Source organism: Sphingopyxis macrogoltabida, from assembly GCF_001307295.1.
GTDB lineage: Bacteria > Pseudomonadota > Alphaproteobacteria > Sphingomonadales > Sphingomonadaceae > Sphingopyxis > Sphingopyxis macrogoltabida_B.
This window is the reverse complement of sequence record NZ_CP012700.1, coordinates 2,744,920-2,767,358: the sequence shown is the minus strand read 5'-3', so window position 1 is coordinate 2,767,358 and position 22,439 is coordinate 2,744,920. Positions and strand designations below refer to the sequence as shown.

Genomic DNA, 22,439 nt, shown 5'->3' with positions numbered 1-22,439 from the left:
AGACTAACGTGGCAGCAGCAGGCGAGGGCTGCTAGCTGGCTCGGATGAGCCGCAAGCCGAGAGCCAAACCGCCCAGTCCATTCAAACGCTTCAACTCGTCACCAGAAGTCATTCGGCTTGTGGTGATGATGTATGTCCGATTTCCGTTGAGCTTGCGGAACGTTGAAGATCTTCTGGCCGAACGCGGCATTGATATTTGCCACGAGACGGTTCGGTTCTGGTGGAACAGGTTTGGGCCGATGTTTGCGGCTGACATCAAGCGGCAACGGATCAGCCGAATGCGTGGGTTTCGCAACTGGCGCTGGCACGTCGATGAAGTCTTTGTGAAGATCAACGGAGAGACCCACTATCTGTGGCGCGCAGTGGATCACGAAGGCGAAGTGCTCGAGAGCTACGTTACAAAGAAGCGCGACAAATCAGCCGCTCTTCGCTTCTTCAAGAAGACGCTGAAGCGTCACGGGAAGGCCGAAGCGATCGTCACGGATGGTCTTCAATCTTACCCAGCAGCGATGCGCGAGCTCGGCAACCTGGAACGAAGAGAAGTGGGCAGGTGGCTGAACAACAGAGCGGAGAACTCCCACTTGCCGTTTCGAAGACGAGAGCGAGCCATGCTCAGGTTCAGGCAAATGAAGTCGCTACAGAAGTTCGCTTCAGTTCACGCCAACGTCCACAATCACTTCAACTCAGACCGCCACCTCATCGATAGACAGACTTACAAAGAAGGCCGCTCAGCCGCCCTGGCTGAGTGGCAAAACCTTATCGCCTGATCGAGAACGCGGGTGGGGACCATTCTGCTAGGCGGAGACGAGTTAGCGTTAGACTGACAGCACCCTCTTGATTGCACGAAGTTCATTGGCTCTGGTCGAGAAATGCCGCCAATCTTTAGATTTTCAGCATGATCTATGGTCTTCCTGCGTTGCTCGAGCATATGCGGCGTTCGAAGATACTGAAGCAGAAAGAACCTAGAGATATCGCCTGTGTAGATTTGTCCATTGCCCTCTAGCGCTTCAATCGCAATTCCGTAACGGCCCTCAAAGTGTTGAACGAAGTCCTCAAAGATTTCATCGGAGCCGTAGAACTTGTTCTTGGAGCACTGATCGCTAATCGAGGCCCCGTCGATAAATCTCTCGTGATCAATCAAATATGCGTTGATGCGGCGACGGTCAGCACCCGGCGGATCACAGCTGAAACGCCTAAGATATGCTTTGGGTACAAAATGCTGGTTCTTATTGTTTGCCACCACTCAACAAGTTGGGAGCAAACATGTGAGATTCAATTACTTCAGTTGATCAAGGGGACTGGGCTGCTTTGAACAGCGCAGGACCTGCAAGCAGACATTCCGCTACCGGCCCAAGCTTTGCCTCTACAAAGCTCGGCCAAACCAGATGACCCGGCCCACAACGTGCACCTCAGACCGGTCCATGTCGCGCCACGTCGGGTAGGCCGGATTGTCGCTGGCAATGGTGATCTGCCTGCCGCCCGGCTTGATCGCGATGCGCTTCACAACGAGCGAATCATCAGAGCGAAGGACGTAGATCCCATCGCGCAATCGTGAACCATGATCTGATGCATCGACCAAAACTTCATCGCCATCGCTCAACGTTGGCTCCATTGAGTCACCCTTAACGCCGACGATCGACAGGCTGGCGCTCTTCGCCGAAGTTAGGTGTCGCAGCCAGCGTTCGTCGAACCCAAACCGGGTATGTGCAGTCTCGCTGGCGGCGACCGCGCCGAAGCCAGCTGAAGCTTCGACATCGAGAACGGGAATTTCGACCATGCCGTCGGTGACCGGATTGGCCGGACCGCCGAGCACTTGCTCATCGACGCCGAAGAAGCAGGCGAGCGTCTTTCGATCCTCGTCATCAAGCTTCCTGGGCGAACCGCGCTTGATGAATTGCTGGACGTAGGCGGGGTTACGACCAAGCAGTCGCGAGATCGACGCGTAGCCATAACCGCGCTGCGTGATCAGCCGATCAAGTTCTTCCCTGACATGTTCCATTTACGTGGCCCTTCGATTTCAATCGTAGGAATTTTCCTAGACTCACGGATACGATCCTAGTAGGAACAGAACAAGAACGCAAGGGATTTGCGAGTCGGAGCGAAAAGGACATGACCTTGCTTGAACGGATTGAAAAGCATCTGAAAGATAATCATATTTCCGCGACTCGTTTTGGCAGGCGCGCGGTCGGCGATCCGCGATTCGTGCTCGACTTGCGATTGGGCCGCCGGCCGCGCCGGAGAACAATCGAACGGCTGGAGGCCTATATCGCGTCTGTCGAAAGCTCGGACGGCAGAGATGCAATCAAGATTGGGAAGTGCGCTCGCCAAGCTGCTCCAAGCGACGCGCAACTTCCTCCCAAAGTCTTACGCCGTCCATCTCGGTCGCAAGGACTAGCTCCTCGATCTTCGCATCGATGAAATCATGTCCACCATCGCCGTGATGCTTCTCGACCCAGAGCGCCATTCCCCAAATTTCCTGGTCGCGAGTGAGTGTCAAAACAGCGACCAGATGGCTGCGGCGATACAGAGGATGATCGGAATGCCGAGAAGCCAGGCTTCAAGCTTCAGCTTCCACTCGTTCTTGCCGCTCACCAGCGGTTCGTCGCTATCCGGCCAGACACGCATCAGCACCATGGCTCCCGGCGTCCGGTCCAGGTCCTGGCAAGACCTTCGGCAACCAGTTGATCGCCCAAAGAGCGTCCGTCGCGCTTTAGCACACGCAGCTTGCGGCCATACTGGTCTTCGTCCCGGTTGCCGATCGGAACCGCGGAGAATTCGCCTTGGTTGAGCAAGGTAACCAACCGGTCGCGAGCCTTGATGCCGAGTTCGTATTCGTAGTCGCACCTGGGTTGCGAGATTTCCGGCGTATCGATGTCTGCCACGCGGATCTTTACGCCCTCGAGCCAGATTGTATCGCCATCGACAACGCAGGTTTTCCTCACCATCCCGCATACGCCAAAGGTATGGGTGGTTCGCGCCTCGGCGCTGGCGGAACCGAAGGGCCAATTGATCCCGATCACGCCCCCGAGAACCCCGGCGAACAATCCGCCCACGACGAGAAGCAAGAGTTTGCGCCTCTTGTCCCGCTTCTGTCGGGCAGCTGCGCCGCGAAAATCGACGACGTTTGGTTCTGATGGCTCGTTCGTGCTCATGATCCGCTCTTCAGTATCGCGTGTTCTTTCACTTTCCGTGAACATGGCCAAGCCTTGCGAACTCGCTTTCCCGATAGTTTTGAGCTACTTTCGTGCAATCGATCAGTTGGAAGAGTGGAGAAGAGGGGGGCTCCTATTCTCGCGAAGGAGAAAAAGCGATGAGCGGACCTCAAAACACACCACCCAAGGACAACAAGGACTGGGAAGGCTTTCGCGAAATTGATCGCGCGATCGCTGAGAACAGACGAGCAGAGTATCGTTGGAAGAAGGCCTGGGCCGACCCATGGGAGCGTCGCGCCCTTTTATTTACTGCTTTCGCAGTGACCGCATTTATCGTTTATGTCGTCGTCTACGATGGCTTGATCTAGCTTACCATTTCTTCACATCATCGGCTGCCTCAGCGGATGCTCCTCGTGCATCCCGTGTGGTCCGATCAAGACTTCCACGTCTCCGCTCGATGCTTCGAGAGCCTTCGTTTTGCTTCCGACTAACATCGCCTGCGATCTCTTGCCTTCCATCTGACGGATCCCCGAGAGAGCTTGGTGTTCCGCCAAGACGAACAGAGCCGCCCACGCCGCTCGCGCTTCCTACATTAGGGCGAGTCACAGGCGCTGCATCAGGCAACTCAAGTTCGCTCGCGATCTCATCATTGAGGCCTTCAGCGTAGCTCTCGACAAATCGTGCTTGCAGCTGCTGTCCTTGCGCGCTCATCTGGAAGTCGATGTCATCGAAGCGGGCTCGACCATAGTAATCGCGGTTGGCTTCTATCTCCGCCATGCCCCATTCGCGATAGGCTTGGCTGAGGTTAAGCGTACCCGCAGCATTGGCGCTTTCATACCAGCTAGCCTGGCTCTCAAGCCGATTGGCTAATTCTTCCGCGCGGCGTGCCTCGACTGTGTAGCTATTCGCTTCTGTAAGCGAAGTTGTGACACCCGCTGCACTACTCGAAACAAGCGCTTCTGAGCTTGAGCTGGTCTCGCGGAAGAAGCCCTCTCTGGAACTTGACCAGTTATAGCTTTCGGAAATTTGGCTGAGCGCACTCTCGATACGCGAGCGATCTTCCGAGGCGATCCCTATATCGCTGTCGGTCCAGCTCTGATTTCTCCCGCCCTTAATTCCGCCAGAACCACTGAAAACGTCTCCTTCTGCTTTCGCCCCCACTCCCGCATCACCGTTCAGGAACCATGAGACCGAGATGTCGTCCGATGCCCGGCGAGACAGGCCAAACTGCTGCTGCAAGGTGTTGGACGCGTTGTCGAGCTCACTGAATGTTCTTCCAATGCTGTCATTGGTCGACGTTCCGCTGACCGTCTCGTTCGAGCGAGAACGGGTGTAGGCATCGCGCAGTTCGCTGAACCGTGTGACCGCCGAACTGGTCGATTGCTGAGCAAGGTTGGAGAAGGTCTCGCTCTGGCTGCGGCTTTCGCTCGCCATGGTTGAAAGCCTGCTTGAGAAATCTTGGCCGAGCGTCGGGGTGAAGGGATAGCTGGAGGTCGGCACGGTCGCGAATTCCGCCTGCGGAAAGCCGGTTGTCTGAGTGCCGCTCTCGCCAATTCCTCTTGTCTGCGCCGCGCCATAAGCGATGTTTGGTGCGAGACTGCCTTGAGCGAACTGCCGCGAGAACACGCTTGAATTGTCGAGATTGGTGTTGCCGAGCGACACATTGCCCGTGCTTGCCTCGCGTGCGGCTTCTTCGGCGGCATTCTGGCTCGGATTGAGATAGCTCGTGGCCTGGCCCGAGATCGCCATCGCGCCGCGCGCAACGCCTCCTGCAAGAAACGGGATCGAGGCAACGAGATAGCCAGCGAGAATACCGATATCGTTGTTGACGTCGGTCATCCCCGAGAAGGTCGCGAGCGTAAGGCCGCTCGCGCCGCCGGCTGCCGCAACATCGCCGGCGCCTTTGAGCATCAGGATCATGTGGAGGATGACGAAGAGCGGTCCCCAGGCGGCGAGGTAGAAGAACCCAGTGACATAACCTCTCAGCGCGATCGGTCCGGTCGTGGGCATCAGGAACAGCGGGAAAAGCACCGGAAAGAGCGCGTAAAAGACGACCGTCAACACCACGTTGAGGATCGGCACCCATTTCATCGCATTGTGCGCGATCGAGGAATAGGTCCGCTCGGTCTGGATATCAGCACGGGTCTGCGCGAACACATCGACGCTCGAGGCGCCGCTTGCTCCGGCGAACCCATGCATCGCCTGGTTCATCGCGTTGATAGTCAGGACCTGGCGAAAGATGCTGCTCGCGTCCTTCGAGATGCCGGTGAGATACTGGTAAGCCACCGGCAGGTCGGCGATGAGCTTGGCCTTGGCAAGCGCTTCGGTCTGCTTGGGATAGAGCTGGCGGCCGGCAACGAGCGTCATGTCGTCGATCATCCCTGCCCACTGGTTCGAGAGCGCGGTGTAGGCTTCGCGGCAAGTAACGATGGAGGCCGTGACACTGTCATCGGCCTCCCGGGTGAGGAGTTTCTGCGCACGCGCCGCGCTCCCGGGCGCGATGGTCGCCCAGATATCGTTGCTCTCCGACAATTCCTTCATCGAGTAGCGGCCGAGCAGCAAGTCGTAGAACACGCATTGGCGGACATGCTCGTCGAAATTGGCGGCGAATTCGGGATCGGCAATGCGCAGGGACCGCGTCGCTTCGAGCAGCCGCGCGCCGTATATCATCCCGTTCTTCGAATAGTTGAGATCATCGGGAAGCCCGAACACCGTCTCGGCCGAACGCGTCAAATAGTCCCCCGCCTGGCTGGTGAAGCTTGCCATCAGCGCGAGCCCGAGCGGGACATTGGCAACGGTCGCCGGAGCGAGGCTCGGATTGACCCGGTCGGTGACCTGCACATCCATCCGCGGCACCATCAGGCACATGTAGATCAGCGTCGCGCCGAGGAACCAATTGAGCCATGCGCGCCAGTTCTGGTTGAACGCCACCACGATCACCGCGAGCGCGAACCCCATGACAAGGGCAACCTGGATCAGGCTCTTGTATCCGCCTGCACCTGTCCATGCGGCGACCGCGTTCAGGACATTGACGATGTATTCGCCGCCGCCGGTGGTGAAGATCTCGACCATGGTGCTCGCCTCAAGGAATGATCGAGCGCGACTGGAGCCCGCGCGACCAGTCGAGCGCGGCGGACATCGAGGGTGACATCGAGGCGGCAAGCGCGTTCTCGATCATCGCAGTCTTCTCGATGATTTGCATGATCGCCGAGACCTTGGCCTGTCCGGTCGCCTGCCGCTGGACGAGGCCCGAACGCACCTCGGTGACCTGGCCGCGCCATATCGCGAGCTTTGCTTCGTCGGCGGCGATGAAGCTTGCCATCGAGCGCCCGGCTTCCGACACAATCCGGTCGAGGATCGCATAGAGCAGATCGATGCTGGCGATTTCGGCGAGCGTGTCGCGGTCGTCGGTCGGCATGCCGCGACCATAGGCGGCCTGCACCGTGAGAATCTTGTACAAGGGGACCGAGGCCACCTGCAGCAGTTCCTTCTCAGCATTGCCGATTGCGGTGTCGGTGCGGATTGCATCGACCATGTTGCCGATGAGGAGTGCGACGCGGGGGCGGATTGCCTTGGCATTGGAAAGGCTCATCTGCTCGAATGTCGGATTGAGGCAGAGATCGGGTTCGTCGCAGCGAAACACGCGCACCGTCTGGCCCTGCGTCCCGTCGAGCAGCGCGCTCACGAGCGTCGAGGACGCATCGCCTGCGAAAGGCACGAACTTGCCTGGCTCATCGTCCTTGGGCGGCACATAGATCACCGTGCCGATAAGCGTCATGGCGTATTCGGCAAGCTCGCGGTCGAAAGTGCCGCCGGGATTGAAAAAGGCGCTCTTTTTCAGGACGTGCCAGGTGTAGTTGCGCGGCACGCCAGGATTGACGTCGGCATAGTCAGTGCCAGCGCCTTCATTGGTCGAGGCGCGCTGCCCCCGCGTGCCGCAGCCATGCTTCGCTGCGGCATAATCGGTGAAGATGCCTTCGGAATTGCCGATCGCTTCGCAGATCGCCTTGTCGGCGAGATCGCCCTTGGGCCACAGGCCGCCGACCAGACCCTGCGCCATTTCGCAGGAGTTGATCGAGAGATTATTCATGAGCTGCGCCTTCTGCGAAAACTCCTGCATGATCTTGTTGCACTCGGGGCAAACGGTATCGATCGCCAAGCTGAAGGCGAACCCGACCGCGTTGTTCGCCACGGCCTTCAGGAGCGCGACCATCTCGCTCGCATTGATGAAGGAGAAGGAGCCCGCGAAGATGTCGATACCGCCACAACCCGCGCGGGCGCGGGGCAGCTGGAGATTGGCGATGTTCGTCGTCTTTTGCGGGAAGCGCGTCCAGACATTGCCGAGGCTGTAATAGCCCGCCGATTGGCCCTCGAAGGCGGTCGGGCCGGTGACATTGGCCGCCGCGCCCATATCATCCATGAACCTGTCCATGCTGTCGCCGACGTTGGCGGCGACCGGTGATGCGACCAGGCTGGCAGCGGCGAGGGTCAGCGCTGCATTGCGAATGCTAGAAATCATGTCCGGCTTCCTTCGAGGTGAGGAGGTAGATGCGGTTCTGGAGCTCGTCGGCCGAGAGCACGCCGTAACCGATCGGGATCGGTCGCTTGGTCACGCTGTCCCACAGCACAAGCGCCGGAGTGGCCTTGCCTTCAAGACCGAGTCTGGCGCGCTGGTTGGTCTCGACCTTGTAGTCCGGGAAATGGCGCGAAGGCCCGCCGTCGGTCGAGATGGCGCGCACAGTGATGCGCCAGCGGTCGGCGACTCCCTTGACGATGGGGCTCATCACTTCGCATGGGCCGCAGGTGGCGCTGAAAAAATAGAACAGGCCGTAGCGCTCGGAGAGCGTCGCCATGACGCTGTCCCGTTCGGCGCTGCGGGCATCCTGCCACTGCTTCTTCGCGACCGCTCCGACGGGCCGCTCGAGCGTGTAATCGAGTTCGGGGTCCTGCCAGATCGCGCGTTGCCAGACGTCGGAGAAGAGAGAGGCGCGGTCGAGCTGCGCGCGCTGGAAACGAATATAGGCCGCGACATTCGCCTCGGTCGGATAGAGGATCGCTCGCGCCTTCAACTCGCGCAGCTCGGACGTGATCGCGTCGAGTTCTTGGCTGGCCGGGACCGGTTCGGCTTCGGGTTGTTGCGGCTCTTCTTGGGGAACGGGCTTCACGCAGTAGAACCAATAGCCGAGCTTGCGCTCTTCGCAGTAGAGCGTATCGGCCGAGTTGGTTGACGAGGTGGCTTGCCGATCCTGGCTGTAGGCTGAGGTCACGGGAAGAGCAGTCATGCCCAGGGCCAGCGCCGCCATGCGATAGAGATGGGTCATTGGCCGCCCCTTGCGTAGTAGTCGTCAATCTTCTGCTGGATGAGGATGCTGGTTTCGAGTTCGTCGGGCAGCCGCGCGGCTTCGGTGAACTCGGCGTAGACTTCGCTGAAATCCATCCGGGAAAGATCGAGCTGCGCGAACTCGTCGAGGGTGAAGCCCTCGCACTGCTCTTCCTTGGGCTTGTCCCACGGTTTGGGGAGCTGCTTGCGGCCCTGTTCCTGGAGGATGCGCGAGAGCTTGCTCTCAAAGCAGCAATAAGCCTTCTTCTTGGTCAGGCAGACGCCAAGGAACTTCTTCGAACAATAGGTCCCGACATAGGCGCACAGCCCCTGCGCATCGCGCTGGTGGAGCAGCACTTCCTCGCGGTCGCAGCCGAGCGCGACCAGCAGGCTGATCCCCGGAATGAGCGGGAAACCCTTGCCCTTGCAGCAATTGAGCACGCCGAAGACCTTGGATGAGCAGGTGTTTCGGGTGCCGCGGAACAGCGTCAGCGTATTGGGATCGAACTGCCCGCGCGCTTCGTCCATCGCATGGAGCGCGGTGACCGCATGTTTGAACTCGTCATTGGCCGTGCGCTCGATCGTCTCGCAGCTGCCGTCGATGCAATAGACATCGCCATCGCACACATATTGCGTGGTGTTGTCGGTATCGGGCAGCGGGCATTCGTAAATGCGCTCCCAGGTCTCGCAAGGCGTTTCTTCGGTGAGACATTCGTCGCGGACAAACCGACAGGCTCCCTGGCTCTCGATATCCGAGCAGTCGGTTGCCGCTTCGCGCGACGTGCACGTGTAGCTGCGCTGCCATTCCCAGCACGGCCGGGTGACCGAGACGCCATCGATCATGCGGGTCTGCGGGTCGGCATCGGTGCAGATCTCTGCATCGAGCGTGCAATCGCCATTGTCTGCAAAGCCCGTGCACTGGCTCTCGTCGGGAATGGTATCGACCGTGCTGTCGGTGGTCACAGCATAGGGCGTGAAGCGCGCATCGGGCGCATCGCAGGAAATCTCGGCGACGGGATCGCCCGGCTCGGAGCAGAATCGGTTGAACCCGTTGTCCCACCACTGGAGGCAGAGACCGGGGCGATAGCCGGTGATGCGGCACGAGCCGCCATCGAAGGCCGAGCACCACGGAAGACCTTGGTAGATGCCGGTGTCGTTGCAGAGGTAATGCCATTGCTGGCGCTGAGTCACGTTGGCGACGAGCGGCACCGCGCATTGGCCCGCCGACTGGTCGATCCGCGTGCCGGTGTTGCAGGTCGCGGTGTAGGTCCCCGCCGAGCCAGAGCCGGGCGGCAGCGGGACGCAGGAGCCCTGGCCGCCGGAGATGTCCATGCCGCTGGTATAGTCGAGCGGCGTCTCGTTGATCGCGAGACTTCGCGCGATCACGTTTTCAATGTCCTGCGGGTCGAAGCGTGCACGGTTGGCGATGCTGTCGCGCATGGCGCGATAGCCTTGGTGTCCGGTGGCCGCTGACGCCGCATTGCTCTCGATCCGGTCGGGATCGTCGGCGAGCGTCTCGAGGTCGCGCACGGCATTGCGGTCGTAGTTGGGGAGGGTGGATGGGTCGGGCTGCGATCTGGCGGCTGCCTGCGCTTCGCCGCGCAGGCTTTCGCCAAAGGCCTTTCCGTCCGCCCGCGCATCCTGCTGCTGCGCGGAAAGGGGCGCGGCGACGGCGAGAAGGGCGAGCAATGCCAAGCGAAGGGAGTGTGTGAACTTCATGGCCGCTCTCCTTCGAGGCGGCGGAGATGCATGCCTGCGAGCTGCGCGCCCGGACCGCCTCCCGAAGCGAAGGTGTCGAGCACTTCGGCAACGCTGATATTGCCTGCGATGCGGTCGTGCGGCGGCAGGATGTCGCTGCAGTCGAACCCGTCGCAGGGGGCAAAATCGCTCGCGATCATCACGAAGCTCGGAGCGACCTCGATATCGAAGGCGCGGAAGAGGCGCGGGTCTATCCCGCGCGCACCGGCTTCGCTGCCATCGTTCCAGATGGCAGCGATGCGATTCTTGAAGCGCACGCTGTCGCCTTGCGGAAATCCGCGCAGCACGGTGACGCCGCCCGCTCTCGAGACATCGCGAACCAGCGCCTTGAGCGAACGTTCCGGCATTCCCAGCGAGGCAAAGGCAATGAACCGGGGCGTCTCGCCCATCGCCGCCACTTCCGCATCGGCCTGGGCGCGGATCATGCCATCGAGATCGAGCGGGCCGGTGTCGGGAGTCGTCTCTGCCGTTTCTGCATAGGCAGCGCGGTTCGCGTGGGCCGTTTGCTGTGCTGCGCGCGCGTCTTCTGCCAGCGCATCGGCTTTCGTCCTCACCGATGTGGCGAGCGCTTCGGCATCGGCAGTATGCTCACTGGCGCGTGCGCGGATCTCGGCAAGATCGAGCTCGGGCGAACTCTCCTGCGCCGAAGCGGCGGCAAAGGCGGCGGCGGTCGCCAGGCTGATAACGACAAGCAGGGGGAAGGCGTTTCTCATAATGCGCAGCAATTCCTCTTGCGCCAGACGAGGTATCCCATGTCTTCGCCGATGGCGGGGATGACCTGTCCGGGGGACTGGAAGGTGGTGGAAGCACCGATGGGCGGGCAGGCGAAGCGGCCCTTGGTCGCGGGGTTGGGGTTGGTGGCCTGGAATCGGTATTGCTGCTTGCGCATCACCGGCATCAGGTACTTGCCGCACAGGCCCTTCGATCCCATCGTCCCCCACGAGACGAGTTCGCGGTGAAGCTTGTAGGCGAAGCGCGAGAGCACGAGCCGCGAGGCCTGGACGTGGCCGATCGAGGCCGAAACATTGCCGTTCATGGGGTACATCGAACCCTGGCAACCCGCGCACCAGAACATCTCGTCGAGTGGCAGGTTGGCGGTCGATGCCGCGCAATCCGCAGCGCAGGCGGCCAGTGCCAGCGGGTTGGCGAAGAGCACCGCTTCGGGGTTGATGATCGCGGTGAGCTCGCTGTCCTGCCACAGCGGATCGATCTCGGAGATGTAGAGGATGTCGATCGAGCCGGGCTCAAGGCACAGGAAATCGGCGACGATCTCCATCCAATAGATCAGCGGATAGGCATACCAGTGGACGTGCCAGCTCGAATAATACTGGCTTGCTCCGCCCACCGCCGAAGGACCCGAGATCGAGCGAAAGCCGATGTCGAAGCCGGGATCAAGCTTCATCCCGCCGAGGTTCACGAAGCACCACGGCTTCATGCTGACATCGGCAAGCCGCACCGGCTCCCAGAACCCCATCGCGATGCCGGGCCGGAGCCCGCACAGACACACGGGCAGGTCGGGATTGTCCGGATCGGGACGATTGCTCGGCCAGATCTCGAGCCCGCCGACAGATATCGGGAACAGGCACGACCAGCAGATGTCGGTGATCGGATTGACGAACTGCCCGGTGCATTTGCCCGGACCGGCATCGGCCGAGGCCGGTGAGGAAAGAGCGAGCGACAATGCCGCTGTAACGAGGATCAGGAAGGCGCGGATGCTGCTCATGGCTGGGCCTTTCGGGGCGGCAGCGCGATTTCGCTTATCTCGAGCATTCGCCCGCTTTGGCGCACCCGCGCGGGGACGGCCTTAATGCCAAACTTTTGTGTGAGCTTGCCGCCCTGGTCGAAATAGAAGCGGCGCTGGCGTGCCTTCATTAGCTCGAGCGGCGCGCCTTTCACGAGAATCAGCTTGGCATTGGCGTCCTGCCTCAGCGCCCAACGGATCTGCGCCGGATCATCGCCGTCGAGGAACAGGAGGTCGGAACGCAGCTTGACGCTGTCGAGCGGATTGACCCGCGTTCCGGCAGCATGGATCAGCTCGCCTTTGGCGCCGCGGATATCGGCGGCAAGCGTGATCGTCGGATCGAACGGCCAGCTGCGATTTTCGCTCGCGCGGATCAGGCCGCCGACTGGGTCAGGCCGGTTGACCCGCGCGATGGTGCGTCGCTTCAATTCCTGGTTGAGACGGGCAGTCTCGCCCGACTTTTCCATTGCGGTGAGGCGCGAATGGATCTGTTCCAAGAGGTCGCGCTCGATGACAGGGAAGACCGCGCCGCGCTGGCCGTAGTCGCGCGCTTGCAGGCTGGCCGGGAGTGCAGCGAGTAGAAGTGCGCCGAGCGGAAGGAGGGAACGCATCACAGGATCGCCCTCCCGCTGCCGAGGATTTGCCCGCGGCAGACGAAGCCGATCTCTGCGTAGCGGCTGTCGAGCCCGCGCGGATGGCCCGTTCCGGTGTAGTAGCAATTGTCCGGTATCGCGCCTTCGGGACCGCGCGTGAGCGGAATGCCAAGGCGAGTGACCTCAAGCCGCGTCGCGACCTTCTTGCCATTGATGAACACTCCATCGTCCTCGTGGCGCACCACATCGCCGGGCATGCCAAGCACGCGCTTGCCGAACATTTGCGGTGCTTGACCGAAATGTGTGTCGACGAGCTCGCTTTGCGGCGGTTCGAAGAAGATCAGGCTGCCGCGCGCGATGGGCGCGTCACGATCGAGCCAGAACGCCCAGTTGGGGAGGCTCGGGCTGGCATTGATGAGGAAGGCGTGGTCCTTGCTGAAAGCATCGAGCGGTGCCCATGCAAAAGGCAGCAGGACGAGGCCGGACAGGAGCAAGGGGCGACGCAGGCGGAGCGGCAGTCTCATGGCTGCTCTCCACCTTCGAGTGGCTTGCGTTCGAGCTTCTCGGCGATGCGGCGTTCGAGTTCGGGAGTGGCGTCCTCGGCGGCCCCGGCAAGTACCGCTTCGGCCATCAGCACCACGCGGCCATCGTTCCCCATCTCGCCAACCGCGTTTTCCGCAGCCTGGAGGTAGGCAAGGCTTGCGGCCTGGACGGCCGCCGGATCGGCATCGGCGCGCGCAGCCTCTTCGACAAAAGTTCCGATCGTTTCGGCAAGGCGGACGGTGACGATGCGCTGCTCAGGAGAGCTGGCGATCTCGCGCGTCACCCAGGCGCCCCAGAGCAGCGCCGCAACCAGGGCTGCGGTGGCTACCAGTTTGAGAGCGAGCGAATGCGAAGTGTGGACCTGATCAGACATGGGCAGGGTCTCCTTCATTGAGGCGGCGATCGAGACGGCGCAGGAAGGCGGGCATGCGCAGCAAGGCAAGGCCTCCGGCGGCAATGAGGAATGCGATCTGGAGGTCCTGCGCAAAGAAGCGGCGCGCGATCGGTTCGGCGGTGTGGTAATGGTCGGCGAGGTTGCCGAGCTGAGCGAAAAGCAATCCCAGGTCCCAGCCTGCTACAGCCAAAAACACGAACAGCGGCAGGCCGAGGACCAGAAGAAGCGTGGTAACTGCGAAGCCTGTAGTTTCGATCAGAACGAGACAGGTGCCCTGAAACAGCTCCAGCCAGTCGATGGGTTGACGATCAGGCCTTGCCGTCATTGGTGTCGGGAGCGGGACGCGGTCTACGAGCGTGGTGGTTTCGAGCGTCATTATGCAGCTCCTTCCACACCTGCGACCAGCGCGACCGCGCGCTCCAGTGGCATCCCGCTTTCGACATGGCGGTGGATCTCGGCATAGGTGTCGGGATCGGAGGAGAAGATGGTTGCCGAGAGCGGATCGAGCACGAGCCGTCCGACGGCCTCCATCTCCGGACCTTTCAGATAGATCTCGCTGTATTCGGTGCCCGACCGCTTGAGGCTGCGGATCAGCGTCTCGGTCCGGTCGTCCATGTCGAGCCGCGCTTCTTTGCGGAAATCGGCAATGGTCTCGGGCTTTTGCTGGAGCACCAGCATCCAGTCGCTGTTTTCGAGTGCGGCGCGCGCGCCATCGGACTTGTAGTAGTCGTTGAGGGACTGGGTGGCGGTCGCAAGCGCGCCGCCATATTTGCGTGCAGTGCGGGCGTAGGTCTCGACGAACTCGCCCATCGACCCGCCCTTGAGCATCGCCCAGGCCTCATCGATCAGCAGCAGTTTCTTGGTCGCGCGCGAGCTGCGCGTCATCGCCTGGCCGGTCATGAACATGATCGCCGAAAGGACGACGCTTCTGAGTTCCTCGCGGCTCGCAAGGTCGCTCATCTCGAACACGGTAAAATCGTCCTCGAGCGCGAAACTCGCTTTGCCGGAGAAGAACCCGGCATAGCTGCCACCGCGGCAGAAGGGCGCGATCGCGGTCGCCAAATCCTTGCCCGCCTCGTTCTCGCTTGAGTGCAGTGCGTGCGCGACATCGTCGATCGCCCCGCCGCTGCCGAGCGCTTCCCAGACCTGCGTCACCGCGCGGTCGATGAGGCCGCGTTCGGTGTCGGAGGGTGCCGCGCTCGGCCGGGCCATCTGGCCCACGATCGCCTTGATCATCGCAAAGCAATCGAGCCGGTAGTCCTCGTCTTCATGCGCGCGGGCATCGTCGACCATCGAGAAGGGGTTCAACGAGAAGCCCGAGGCGAGTGTGAACTCGACAAAGCGGCCGCCCTGCAATTTGACCGAGTGCTCGAAGCTGCGCCCGTCATCGATCACGACGACCTTGGCGCCGGCACCGCGCAAGGCAGTGCACAGCTCCTGCAGCAGCACCGATTTGCCCGAGCCCGACTTCCCGCAGATCGCGATGTTGTGGTTGCCTGCTGTGTTCTCGAAGGGAGACCAGAAGAAGGGCTGGCCGCGCCGTCCAAGCAGCAGCAGGTGCGGTATCTCGCCCCCGAGATACTCGCCCTGCATCGGTGCGATGTTCGCCGCCGTTGTCGAAAGCATCGTCCGGAAGCGCTTGAGACGCGCCATGTCGTGGACGAGCCCGTCGGCAAGGCTCAGGGGGAAGGCGGCGACGAGACCCTGCAATTGCAGAAAACGCTCGTCGGCAAGATCCCATCCGGCCGCCTTGTAGATCGCCTTGACCGTGCGCTCATGCGCATCGCCATCGCCGAGCGGCGAAATGGTGGTGAGGCCGTAGAAGAGCTTGACCAGCTTCTTGCCTGCCTGGAGTTCGGCCTGGACGTGTTTCCACTCCGCCGACTGCTCGGAGAGCCTGGGCAGGAAACGCGCGCTCTTGGTCTCGGAAAGACTGGTGGTGCGCATGAACTTGTAGCCCGCGCGCGCAGATGCCGTTTCCTGGTCGGGATAGTGCAGGCACAGCATGGTGGCGGCAGGGCAAGGGAAGCGCAGCTTGTCGGTGAACATGTCGCCGATGAGCCGCGCGCACTCCCACGGCGCCCAGCGTTCGGGGGTCGATCGCACGCCGTAATGGCGCACATCGAAGCGGTCGGGATAGCATTCTCCCATCTTCGGAATGCCATCGCGGGTGCGCCCCGTCTCGCGGAAGCGTTCGGTGCGCAGGATCAGCCGGTCGTCCTCGACCTCGAGTTCGATGTCGCGCCGGATGGCCTGAACGTCGAGCGTGTCCTCGCGATTCCAGTGCGTGCGTTCCGGTTCTCGCGCCGTTGTTGGCGAGGTCAGTTCATCGACGAGTTCGAGCAGGCCCGCCGGCTCGAGCGCGTTCGACGCGAGCCCTAGAGAATTGAGCATTCCCATGAGCCCGTTGCTGCATTCGGTTAGCTCTGCGTCGGTGACATGGCCCGGAACCGGGACACCTAGCGAGACAATCAGGCGTACATGGCGCGCGTGGAACGGTGCATGCGCCGAGCCCGATTGCCACACAAGATCGTAGAGCCGGTTTGTACGCGCTTTTGCGATGGCTTCGTAGATGCCGCCCTGCTCGTAGCGCGGTCCAAACCACGGGGCCACGATCGCCCCGATCCTGGGCGACGCAAAGTTCAGGACTTGGAGGCAGGCCCCCTGCGGCAGGCTCTCGGAAAAGAACTGGCCAAGGATCTCGCCGGTGCGCTCGTCCGCCCCGATCAGCGGGGTGACTTCGAGCACGAAGCCCTTCGAATGCGCGTTGCGATAGAGGCCGGATCCTTCGTCGAAGACGCGGTAGGGCAGCCAGTCTGACAACATGTCGAGCGAGAAATGCGCCTGCGGATGGTCGGCGCGCTTGGCTTCGCCGAATAGCCCGGAAAGCAGCGCATCGCGCGCGGACGCAAGCGAAAGGTTCATCGCGTCTCTCCTTCAGGCGAAACAGGGTGGGGCACCCGGCCGGGGGAGGGGGAACGGCCAGGTGCCCCTTGGTCCGGCGCCGAAGCGCCGGGCAGCTCCGGCGCGCCCTGGGAGGGGATAACCAGGAGGTCCGGAAGCTGCTGGGGGAGGGAAGAGGGAACGGTGGCGGCGCCTTCTACGTCGCCGGTGTCGGTAGCGGTGGCCGGGTTCTGACTGGCGCGGCCGAGCGCGCGCAGGACATCGCCGGTCGAAAGTGGGGCGCGCCAGTCCGATACAGGCTTCTCTGTAAGCGGCACGTGCACAACGCGCGCTTCGTGCTCGCGGCCGTTTGCGTCGCGCCAGGCCGCGAGGACGACACGCAAAGTGCGACCATTCGCTGGTGACAAAGAAGGTGCGTTCGCGCCCTGCGGTTGCATCGCATTCGTTGCCTGCTCATCAATCGCGGAGGTGGGCGCACAGCTGCTTGTCGGAGCGCGGCAGGCGAAATCGCCTTTGACATTGCCGCCGAGCGTTGTGCAGCCGCCGATTGTCAAAGCAAGGCTTGCCAGCGTGCCGAGTTTCATGAGCCGCGCGCTCATTTGCGGCCTCCCGGCTTGGCATTCGCGAACTTCCGCAGCGTTGCCGCATCGCGGTAGCCGTGGAGGACCGCGCCGTCGCTTGCGCGCACAATCACCGGGGTTCCGGCAAAGCCATTGGCACGCGCGAAGGCTTCGTTGGTATCGAGCGCCTCGCCGACGTCGCAATTGGCCGGGGCCGAAGGCGCGCGTCCGGCATAAGCAGCATGGAGCGCCTTTGCCTTGTCTTTGGCGCAGAGCACGCCTTCAGACATGCGGCGGCTCGATGCACCGAAGATCGAGATCGGGCGTTCTTCGACCAGCACGGCGGCCGCTTCGAGCTCGCCCGTCAGCCGCTGGCAGTAGCCGCACTGGAAATCGGAGAAAACAACGAGCCGTGGACCCCTGCGGTTGCCCCAGAGGACCGCGCCATCCTTGGGCAGGCCTGAAAGGTCCACCATGGTCTTGGCGGGCGCGGTTCGCGCTTCCGGAGAATGCGTTTCCGCACGGCCTGCCGCCCGTGCCGCTCCGGCAGCGAGCAGGTCCGGATTGAGCTCGAGCAGCCGCGCTGCCGTCACATCGCGGCGTTCTTCGAGGTCGTAGAGACGCCCGACGAAGAGATAGCGGGCGGCTTCGTCGATATAGAACAGGCTCTCGCCCGAGACGACCTCGCACCACGGCGCGAACGTCGTGCAGTCGAGCGCGTCGATCGGCGTTTTGGGCAGGCGCAGCTTCAATGCCTGTGCGACATCGCGCGCAATAGCGGCCTGAGCCGGCATGGCGGTAACCACCGCAACTCCGCTGGTAAGCAGCGCCGCTGCGCTGGCCGCGGCAAGCGAGAGGTGGGCGACGCGGGCCTTCAGACCCGGCCGGAATTCATTGAAATTCATTGGGAAGTGCTCCTGACATGGACGCCGTCGAGGAAGACGATCTCGACTGCGATGCCGGTCGGCATCTCGACGACGGGTTGGTATTGTTCTGCGCGTTCGATGAGATATTTGCTGACCGTGTCGGCCGCTTCGCCCGCGCCCTGCCCGAAGCCGCCTGCAAGGATGTCGGTGGGGGACAGTGCCTGGCGCGCGCCGTCTTCGCCGACACGCCCTGCAAAGACGCCGTTGGCGTTGGCCGAGAAACCGCGTCCGAAGCCGCCGACGATCCCGGCGAGCAGCGCCTGGCTGACAAGGCTGCCTTCGCGGCTGACAACGCGTCCGCGCACGCCGGACTTTCCAGCAAAAGCGATAAACCCTTTCACCTCGCTGACCGCGTAGCGACCGCCCGGCTGCGCGCAGGTCATGCGCACAAGCTTCACGTAGACCTTCTCGGCCGAGAGATCGCCGCGCGCCGCACCGTTGACGAGACAGCCGGTGAGATCGGTTGTGAGCAGGCGATTGCCCTTGAGCACCGAGCGGGCTGGTCCTGTGATGCGCAGCACCACGGGCAAGGGATCGCTCTGGCTGGTAACACCGGTCGATGCGTCGACGCCGACGATAACTGTCGCGGGTGCATAGCTGTTAGGCGGCAGGTAGTCGCGGCTCGCCTCGAGCAGCAGCGGCGGCGAGCCATCGCTCGATCTCGCAGGTGAAGCCTTTGCTTTCTCGCCATCGAAACTCAGCAAGCTGGCTTTGGGCTCGGCCAACGCTGTGGGATCGAGCGCAGCTGGCGAACCGCCTCCCTGGCGCGGGTCGGCAGGAGCAACCGGTGTGGCGGGAGGATTGGCCCGGACGGTTTCGAGCTCGCTGCGCAGCGCCGCATTCTCCGCCGAGATCGCATCGATCGCGGCCTGTCCATCGCTCAGCATCCGCGCGTTCTCGCCGCGCAGCGTTTCGAGCTCCTGCTCGATCGCGCTCTTGGGAAGCTGGCTTTCCTGGAGGTCCTTGATCGCCTTGCCCTGCGCGTCGAGACGGTTGCCATAGGTGGCAACGAACTCGCGCTGCGACAGGTTGCGATTGACGAGGCCGCCGGTGTCGATGGTGGTTGCACCTCCCTCTTCGCCGGTCTGGGCATCGTCGCCGCCGAAGATGAACATCGATCCGGCGATCAGGGCGGCCGCACCAATCCCGCCGAGCAGCAGCTTCTGGCGCTGCGCGATCGCAGAATTGAGATTCGAGCGCTTTGCCCCGCCTTGATCTTTGGCGTGGGAGCTTCCTGATGTCGGGGAAGTATTGTCGGCCATCACTCGAGCCCTCCCTTGGCGAAGACAAGGAAGGCTTGCGCCGTCTCGCCGGGAGCAAGCGCATCGCGGCCATAGGCAAAGGCAAGTGCACCCGCAGGCGCTTCGCGCTCGCTGGAAAGATCGATGGGTTCGGAACCAAGGTTGCGCAGGGTGAAGGCCTGGCCGGTCAGCTCGGCGCCTTCATATTCGGCGACTTGCTGGACCTCGAGGCTGCCCGTCCGGCGCGGTCGCGAAAGCGCAGCCCTTGCGCGAAACCCGGGCAGCACCGCGTCATTCGCCATTGCCTCGATCAGGCGAAGTGTGGCGTCGTCGCGGCTCGGTGAGCCTTCTTCCCAGTCGGCGGCCTCGGACTTGGCGAGCGCCGGATTGGTGACGAAGAGCTGGCTCGCGTCCTCACCCTCGACCCGGCAGGCGAACTTGTAGACATGGCCCGCGCTGCTGGTGGCGAAGAAGCTGACTCGGGCGCTCGCATATTGGAGCGGCACCGAGACATAGATGTCGCCGCGCACCGGCTCGTGCGTCACTTCGAAATCGTTGTAGGGAAAGCCGCTCGCCATCTTGGAGACATTGGCAAAGCCGTCTTCGACGAGCGCGATGCGAGTGAGCGCACCGCGCGCCAGCACGCAGTCGATGGTCGCGCCGTCGGCGGCTTCGACGAACTGGTCCGCCTGGGCTGGCGCAGCAAAAGCGCAGGTCAGGGCAGCAAGCGCGACGCTGGTCAATGCGGTCGGGAAGGGTCGGGCAAGGAGACTCATAGGTCTTCCTCCTCGTTGGCGTTGGGAAGCTGACGGAAACCCGAGAGGCCGAGGCTGAGACCGCGGCGGTTCCAGGTGAATTCGAAGCTGCGCTCCTGGCTCGCGATGACCTGCGCTCCGACGAAGGTCTTGAGCGTGCCGGTCACAGTAGAGGTCAGCGCCTCGGTATCGACGCGCATCGAGGCGATGACGAAGGCCTGGCTGATGTCCGAGCCCCGCTGCTCGTCGACGATCTTGACCAGTTCGGCCTTGAGCTGTCCGCGCGCTGCCGGATCGGCGACCTCCAGGATCTGCCCCATCCAGTAGTCGAGGCTTTCGGGCGCGCGGTTGAGGAGCATCAGCGCGGTGTCGCGCGTAACGAGTTCCAGATACTGCGCTTCGATACCGCCGCTGCTGAGCGCGACCCGTTCTGACGTGATCGGCACGAGCACGAGCGTGTCGTCGCGCGTCGCTGCCGCGCCGACTGCGAGCACGGTGGTGAGACCGAGCAATCCGGCAAGCGCCGCAAAGCGATTGCGCTGCTTCAGATGGCGCTGCGCTTCCTCGTAGGCGAATTCGTGTTTCATCGATGTCCTCCCTCAGCCTGCGAGCAGGCGGCAATGGGAGGGCGGCGTGGCTTTCAGCCCGAGAAAACTCCCCGGAAGGTACCAGTAGGCAGCGTGCACCAGTTTCGAGCCTGCGCCTGAAGCTTTCGCCTTCCGCAAGGCGAACCAGGTTATGACCGATAGGCCAGTGCCGATGATGATGTGCTGCGCGAGAATGCCCCAGGCGAACGGGACGAGCAGTCCCGCGAACTCGTCGATTGTCCAGAAGCCGATTAGCTCCGGATCGTCGAGCCGCCGTGGAACAAGGTACGTGTCGGCCATGCCGCCCTCCCGTCGAGACCTGCGATCAGATGGTCGCGGTCACGACCGAAGTGACGATCGGAACGCCGGTGCCGACACCGATGCCGACGCCCACTGGCACTGCGACCTGTCCGAGCGCGAAACGGCCTGAAGCAAGCGCGATAAGGCCGCCGGCAAGGCTGAGGACGGTGATGATCTTGCCGCCTGAGCCTTCGAGGAAGTCGGTAAATTTCTGCAGCGCAGGGTCGAAGGTCGTATCCGCGCCGGCATAGGCTGCGCTGGCGCAGGCAAGAGCTATGGCAGCGGGAAGAAAGTAGTCGCGGGCGCGAACGCTGTTCTTGTGGTGTTGCGGAAGGGTGCTTGCTTTGGTCATCGAGGAACTCCGTTTCAAACATTGGCAGCGATGCGTTCGCTGTATGTTCTTTCCTCGATCCAAAGGGAGGGTGTAGGAAACTCCGATCGTGACTGGGCCGATCAATGACCAGGCGAAAAGCGACAATTTTCCGCGATCGGCTGCGAATTGCGCTCTCAGGTCGTGGTCCTGCATCTCGATGACCGAGATATGCGCCGCGGGTGACGGGTATTGCGCTTTGACGACCGGCTTCTGCGCGAATCAAGATTCGGCGACGATCCGCCTCATCCTATAAGTTCTATCTTTGTTCTTTTCACTTTCCTACAGTCTTCCTGCTCGGTTAGCGCGACTCTTTAGTTGAGCAATCCTTAGGAAGGTCCATTGGTCAGTCCCGACAAGTCCGCAGGCAAACAACTGCATGAAGGTCTCGCCAGCTTACTGGCTGCCACTGTCTCGAACAGCGGCAAGACTCGCATCGAGATTGCCCGTCAAACATCAATCCATAAGGATGCGCTCCGCCGCATCCTGACCGGCGAACGGGCAGCCTCACTTGCTGAAGCATCGCACATATTGAACGCCTGCGGGGTCGATCCGAAGCTGTCGCTTGCGCTTTTCATACTGACCGACGCGGACCAGGCGATCCAGTGGATCGATACCGAGGTCGGCGACTTCCTCGGCGCATTCTTTACCGGACTACCCGTCGCCTTGACCTGCGAACTCGGCTCAAGGCTGCAGGAAGTGCGGCCACGCTGGGCGAAGGGAACAGCGCAAAGGCTCGCACGCCTCCTCTCCGATCACATTGATGATCTCGAACGAAGAGACGCACTCTATATCGAAAACGTCAACGGGAGCGTCGATGACTAAACCGGAAACTCCACTCTCGGGCGGTCCGGCGAACGCCGTTGACTATGTTGCGGAGCCATCAGAGCGGCTGTTGCGCCTTCCTGAAGTCATGGAGCGCGTAGGCCTCAGGCGCACAGCTATCTACCAGAGAATGAGGGAAGGGCGGTTTCCGCAATCGAGGTCGCTCGGGTCTCGCTGCACCGTCTGGGTGGAGTCCGAAGTCAACGACTGGATCGCTCGTATCAAAAGGTCTTGAAAGCGTCTGGACTGGGCTTGCTCCTCTATCGAGCTGACGCATCAAGCCATGGCTAAGTTTAGCCTCGTATAACGCGCACATTATCCGGATAATTCCGGTTTCACAAAAATCAGGCAACATGTGCGATTGCCATATCGAGCCGCGATACGGATCTTATTTCGATCGGAATTGCGACAATCTATCCCAAACAAGCACCCTTGGCCGAGCCAGTGGTTGGTCGGCCAAGGGTGACGCT

General features: G+C 62.0%; 27 protein-coding genes. 4 read left to right on the top strand and 23 right to left on the bottom strand.

Going from position 1 to position 22,439, the window contains the following annotated elements; all coding sequences use genetic code 11:
• Positions 1 to 44 precede the first annotated feature (44 nt).
• Positions 45 to 767: an IS6 family transposase gene (locus AN936_RS13000; protein ID WP_054588519.1), complete on the top strand. Its 723-nt coding sequence runs from the start codon at positions 45 to 47 to the stop codon at positions 765 to 767.
• On the opposite strand, the gene AN936_RS25905 is transcribed toward AN936_RS13000, so the two are convergent.
• The 5 genes from AN936_RS25905 to AN936_RS25500 all read right to left on the bottom strand — a co-directional run bounded on the left by AN936_RS25905 (position 713) and on the right by AN936_RS25500 (position 3,152).
• Positions 713 to 1,240, bottom strand: coding sequence for a DUF4238 domain-containing protein (locus tag AN936_RS25905; RefSeq protein WP_158500086.1), 528 nt, complete (start codon positions 1,238 to 1,240; stop codon positions 713 to 715). The genes AN936_RS13000 and AN936_RS25905 overlap by 55 nt on opposite strands.
• Before the next feature lie 123 nt (positions 1,241 to 1,363).
• Positions 1,364 to 1,999: a S24 family peptidase gene (locus AN936_RS12995; protein ID WP_054588518.1), complete on the bottom strand. Its 636-nt coding sequence runs from the start codon at positions 1,997 to 1,999 to the stop codon at positions 1,364 to 1,366.
• Positions 2,000 to 2,302: 303 nt separating this feature from the next.
• Complete coding sequence (locus AN936_RS25255) at positions 2,303 to 2,497, bottom strand: DUF6961 family protein (RefSeq protein WP_173585660.1); 195 nt, start codon at positions 2,495 to 2,497, stop codon at positions 2,303 to 2,305.
• Positions 2,494 to 2,625 (bottom strand): hypothetical protein, encoded by a 132-nt coding sequence (locus AN936_RS25770; RefSeq protein ID WP_257719780.1) that lies wholly within the window; start codon positions 2,623 to 2,625, stop codon positions 2,494 to 2,496. Before AN936_RS25770 ends, AN936_RS25255 begins: the two co-directional genes overlap by 4 nt.
• Entirely contained in the window at positions 2,625 to 3,152 is a 528-nt protein-coding gene (locus tag AN936_RS25500; RefSeq protein ID WP_234782496.1) for a thermonuclease family protein, read from the bottom strand. The genes AN936_RS25770 and AN936_RS25500 overlap by 1 nt, the downstream gene beginning before the upstream one ends.
• Before the next feature lie 158 nt (positions 3,153 to 3,310).
• Between AN936_RS25500 and AN936_RS12985 the strand changes: the two genes are divergently transcribed.
• Positions 3,311 to 3,520 carry a hypothetical protein gene (locus tag AN936_RS12985; protein WP_054588517.1) on the top strand — a complete coding sequence of 70 codons (210 nt, stop codon included), beginning with the start codon at positions 3,311 to 3,313 and terminating at the stop codon, positions 3,518 to 3,520.
• A gap of 1 nt (position 3,521) precedes the next feature.
• Here AN936_RS12985 and AN936_RS12980 read toward each other — a convergent pair whose 3' ends face one another.
• Genes AN936_RS12980 through AN936_RS12895 form a run of 18 tightly spaced genes read right to left on the bottom strand, consistent with a single transcriptional unit; the run spans position 3,522 to position 21,126 of the window.
• Positions 3,522 to 6,224: a conjugal transfer protein TraG N-terminal domain-containing protein gene (locus tag AN936_RS12980; RefSeq protein ID WP_054588516.1), complete on the bottom strand. Its 2,703-nt coding sequence runs from the start codon at positions 6,222 to 6,224 to the stop codon at positions 3,522 to 3,524.
• Between the two features lie 10 nt (positions 6,225 to 6,234).
• Complete coding sequence (locus tag AN936_RS12975; protein ID WP_054588515.1) at positions 6,235 to 7,671, bottom strand: conjugal transfer protein TraH; 1,437 nt, start codon at positions 7,669 to 7,671, stop codon at positions 6,235 to 6,237.
• Positions 7,661 to 8,473: a conjugal transfer protein TraF gene (locus AN936_RS12970; RefSeq protein WP_054588514.1), complete on the bottom strand. Its 813-nt coding sequence runs from the start codon at positions 8,471 to 8,473 to the stop codon at positions 7,661 to 7,663. Before AN936_RS12970 ends, AN936_RS12975 begins: the two co-directional genes overlap by 11 nt.
• Positions 8,470 to 10,191, bottom strand: coding sequence for a conjugal transfer protein TraN (locus AN936_RS12965; RefSeq protein WP_054588513.1), 1,722 nt, complete (start codon positions 10,189 to 10,191; stop codon positions 8,470 to 8,472). The genes AN936_RS12970 and AN936_RS12965 overlap by 4 nt, the downstream gene beginning before the upstream one ends.
• On the bottom strand, positions 10,188 to 10,943 hold the full coding sequence (gene trbC / locus AN936_RS12960) for a type-F conjugative transfer system pilin assembly protein TrbC (protein ID WP_054588512.1): 756 nt from the start codon (positions 10,941 to 10,943) through the stop codon (positions 10,188 to 10,190). The genes AN936_RS12965 and trbC overlap by 4 nt, the downstream gene beginning before the upstream one ends.
• Entirely contained in the window at positions 10,940 to 11,953 is a 1,014-nt protein-coding gene (gene traU / locus AN936_RS12955; RefSeq protein ID WP_054588511.1) for a conjugal transfer pilus assembly protein TraU, read from the bottom strand. The genes trbC and traU overlap by 4 nt, the downstream gene beginning before the upstream one ends.
• Positions 11,950 to 12,582, bottom strand: coding sequence for a type-F conjugative transfer system protein TraW (gene traW / locus AN936_RS12950; RefSeq protein ID WP_054588510.1), 633 nt, complete (start codon positions 12,580 to 12,582; stop codon positions 11,950 to 11,952). The genes traU and traW overlap by 4 nt, the downstream gene beginning before the upstream one ends.
• On the bottom strand, positions 12,582 to 13,088 hold the full coding sequence (locus AN936_RS12945) for a S26 family signal peptidase (protein ID WP_054588509.1): 507 nt from the start codon (positions 13,086 to 13,088) through the stop codon (positions 12,582 to 12,584). The genes traW and AN936_RS12945 overlap by 1 nt, the downstream gene beginning before the upstream one ends.
• Positions 13,085 to 13,480, bottom strand: a complete 396-nt coding sequence (locus AN936_RS12940; RefSeq protein WP_054588508.1) for a TrbI F-type domain-containing protein — start codon at positions 13,478 to 13,480, stop codon at positions 13,085 to 13,087. The genes AN936_RS12945 and AN936_RS12940 overlap by 4 nt, the downstream gene beginning before the upstream one ends.
• Positions 13,473 to 13,877: a hypothetical protein gene (locus tag AN936_RS12935; protein ID WP_034953502.1), complete on the bottom strand. Its 405-nt coding sequence runs from the start codon at positions 13,875 to 13,877 to the stop codon at positions 13,473 to 13,475. The genes AN936_RS12940 and AN936_RS12935 overlap by 8 nt, the downstream gene beginning before the upstream one ends.
• Positions 13,877 to 16,426: a type IV secretion system protein TraC gene (gene traC / locus AN936_RS12930; RefSeq protein ID WP_054588507.1), complete on the bottom strand. Its 2,550-nt coding sequence runs from the start codon at positions 16,424 to 16,426 to the stop codon at positions 13,877 to 13,879. Before traC ends, AN936_RS12935 begins: the two co-directional genes overlap by 1 nt.
• Entirely contained in the window at positions 16,423 to 17,004 is a 582-nt protein-coding gene (locus AN936_RS24105; protein ID WP_173585659.1) for a hypothetical protein, read from the bottom strand. The genes traC and AN936_RS24105 overlap by 4 nt, the downstream gene beginning before the upstream one ends.
• A complete protein-coding gene (locus AN936_RS12920; protein ID WP_054588505.1) occupies positions 17,001 to 17,870 on the bottom strand; it encodes a DsbC family protein in 870 nt (289 codons plus the stop codon). Before AN936_RS12920 ends, AN936_RS24105 begins: the two co-directional genes overlap by 4 nt.
• A complete protein-coding gene (locus AN936_RS12915) occupies positions 17,867 to 19,153 on the bottom strand; it encodes a TraB/VirB10 family protein (RefSeq protein ID WP_054588504.1) in 1,287 nt (428 codons plus the stop codon). Before AN936_RS12915 ends, AN936_RS12920 begins: the two co-directional genes overlap by 4 nt.
• Complete coding sequence (locus tag AN936_RS12910; RefSeq protein ID WP_054588503.1) at positions 19,153 to 19,908, bottom strand: type-F conjugative transfer system secretin TraK; 756 nt, start codon at positions 19,906 to 19,908, stop codon at positions 19,153 to 19,155. The genes AN936_RS12915 and AN936_RS12910 overlap by 1 nt, the downstream gene beginning before the upstream one ends.
• Positions 19,905 to 20,474, bottom strand: a complete 570-nt coding sequence (locus AN936_RS12905; protein WP_054588502.1) for a type IV conjugative transfer system protein TraE — start codon at positions 20,472 to 20,474, stop codon at positions 19,905 to 19,907. Before AN936_RS12905 ends, AN936_RS12910 begins: the two co-directional genes overlap by 4 nt.
• A gap of 12 nt (positions 20,475 to 20,486) precedes the next feature.
• Positions 20,487 to 20,774: a type IV conjugative transfer system protein TraL gene (traL, locus tag AN936_RS12900; protein ID WP_054588501.1), complete on the bottom strand. Its 288-nt coding sequence runs from the start codon at positions 20,772 to 20,774 to the stop codon at positions 20,487 to 20,489.
• Between the two features lie 25 nt (positions 20,775 to 20,799).
• The gene (locus tag AN936_RS12895; RefSeq protein WP_034953512.1) at positions 20,800 to 21,126 is read right to left on the bottom strand and encodes a TrbC/VirB2 family protein; all 327 of its coding nucleotides are present in this window, start codon (positions 21,124 to 21,126) and stop codon (positions 20,800 to 20,802) included.
• A gap of 360 nt (positions 21,127 to 21,486) precedes the next feature.
• Between AN936_RS12895 and AN936_RS12890 the strand changes: the two genes are divergently transcribed.
• Both AN936_RS12890 and AN936_RS25765 read left to right on the top strand, forming a co-directional pair.
• Positions 21,487 to 21,969, top strand: a complete 483-nt coding sequence (locus AN936_RS12890) for a helix-turn-helix domain-containing protein (protein WP_054588500.1) — start codon at positions 21,487 to 21,489, stop codon at positions 21,967 to 21,969.
• Positions 21,962 to 22,204, top strand: a complete 243-nt coding sequence (locus AN936_RS25765) for a helix-turn-helix transcriptional regulator (RefSeq protein WP_082831456.1) — start codon at positions 21,962 to 21,964, stop codon at positions 22,202 to 22,204. The genes AN936_RS12890 and AN936_RS25765 overlap by 8 nt, the downstream gene beginning before the upstream one ends.
• The last annotated feature ends 235 nt before the right edge of the window (positions 22,205 to 22,439 follow it).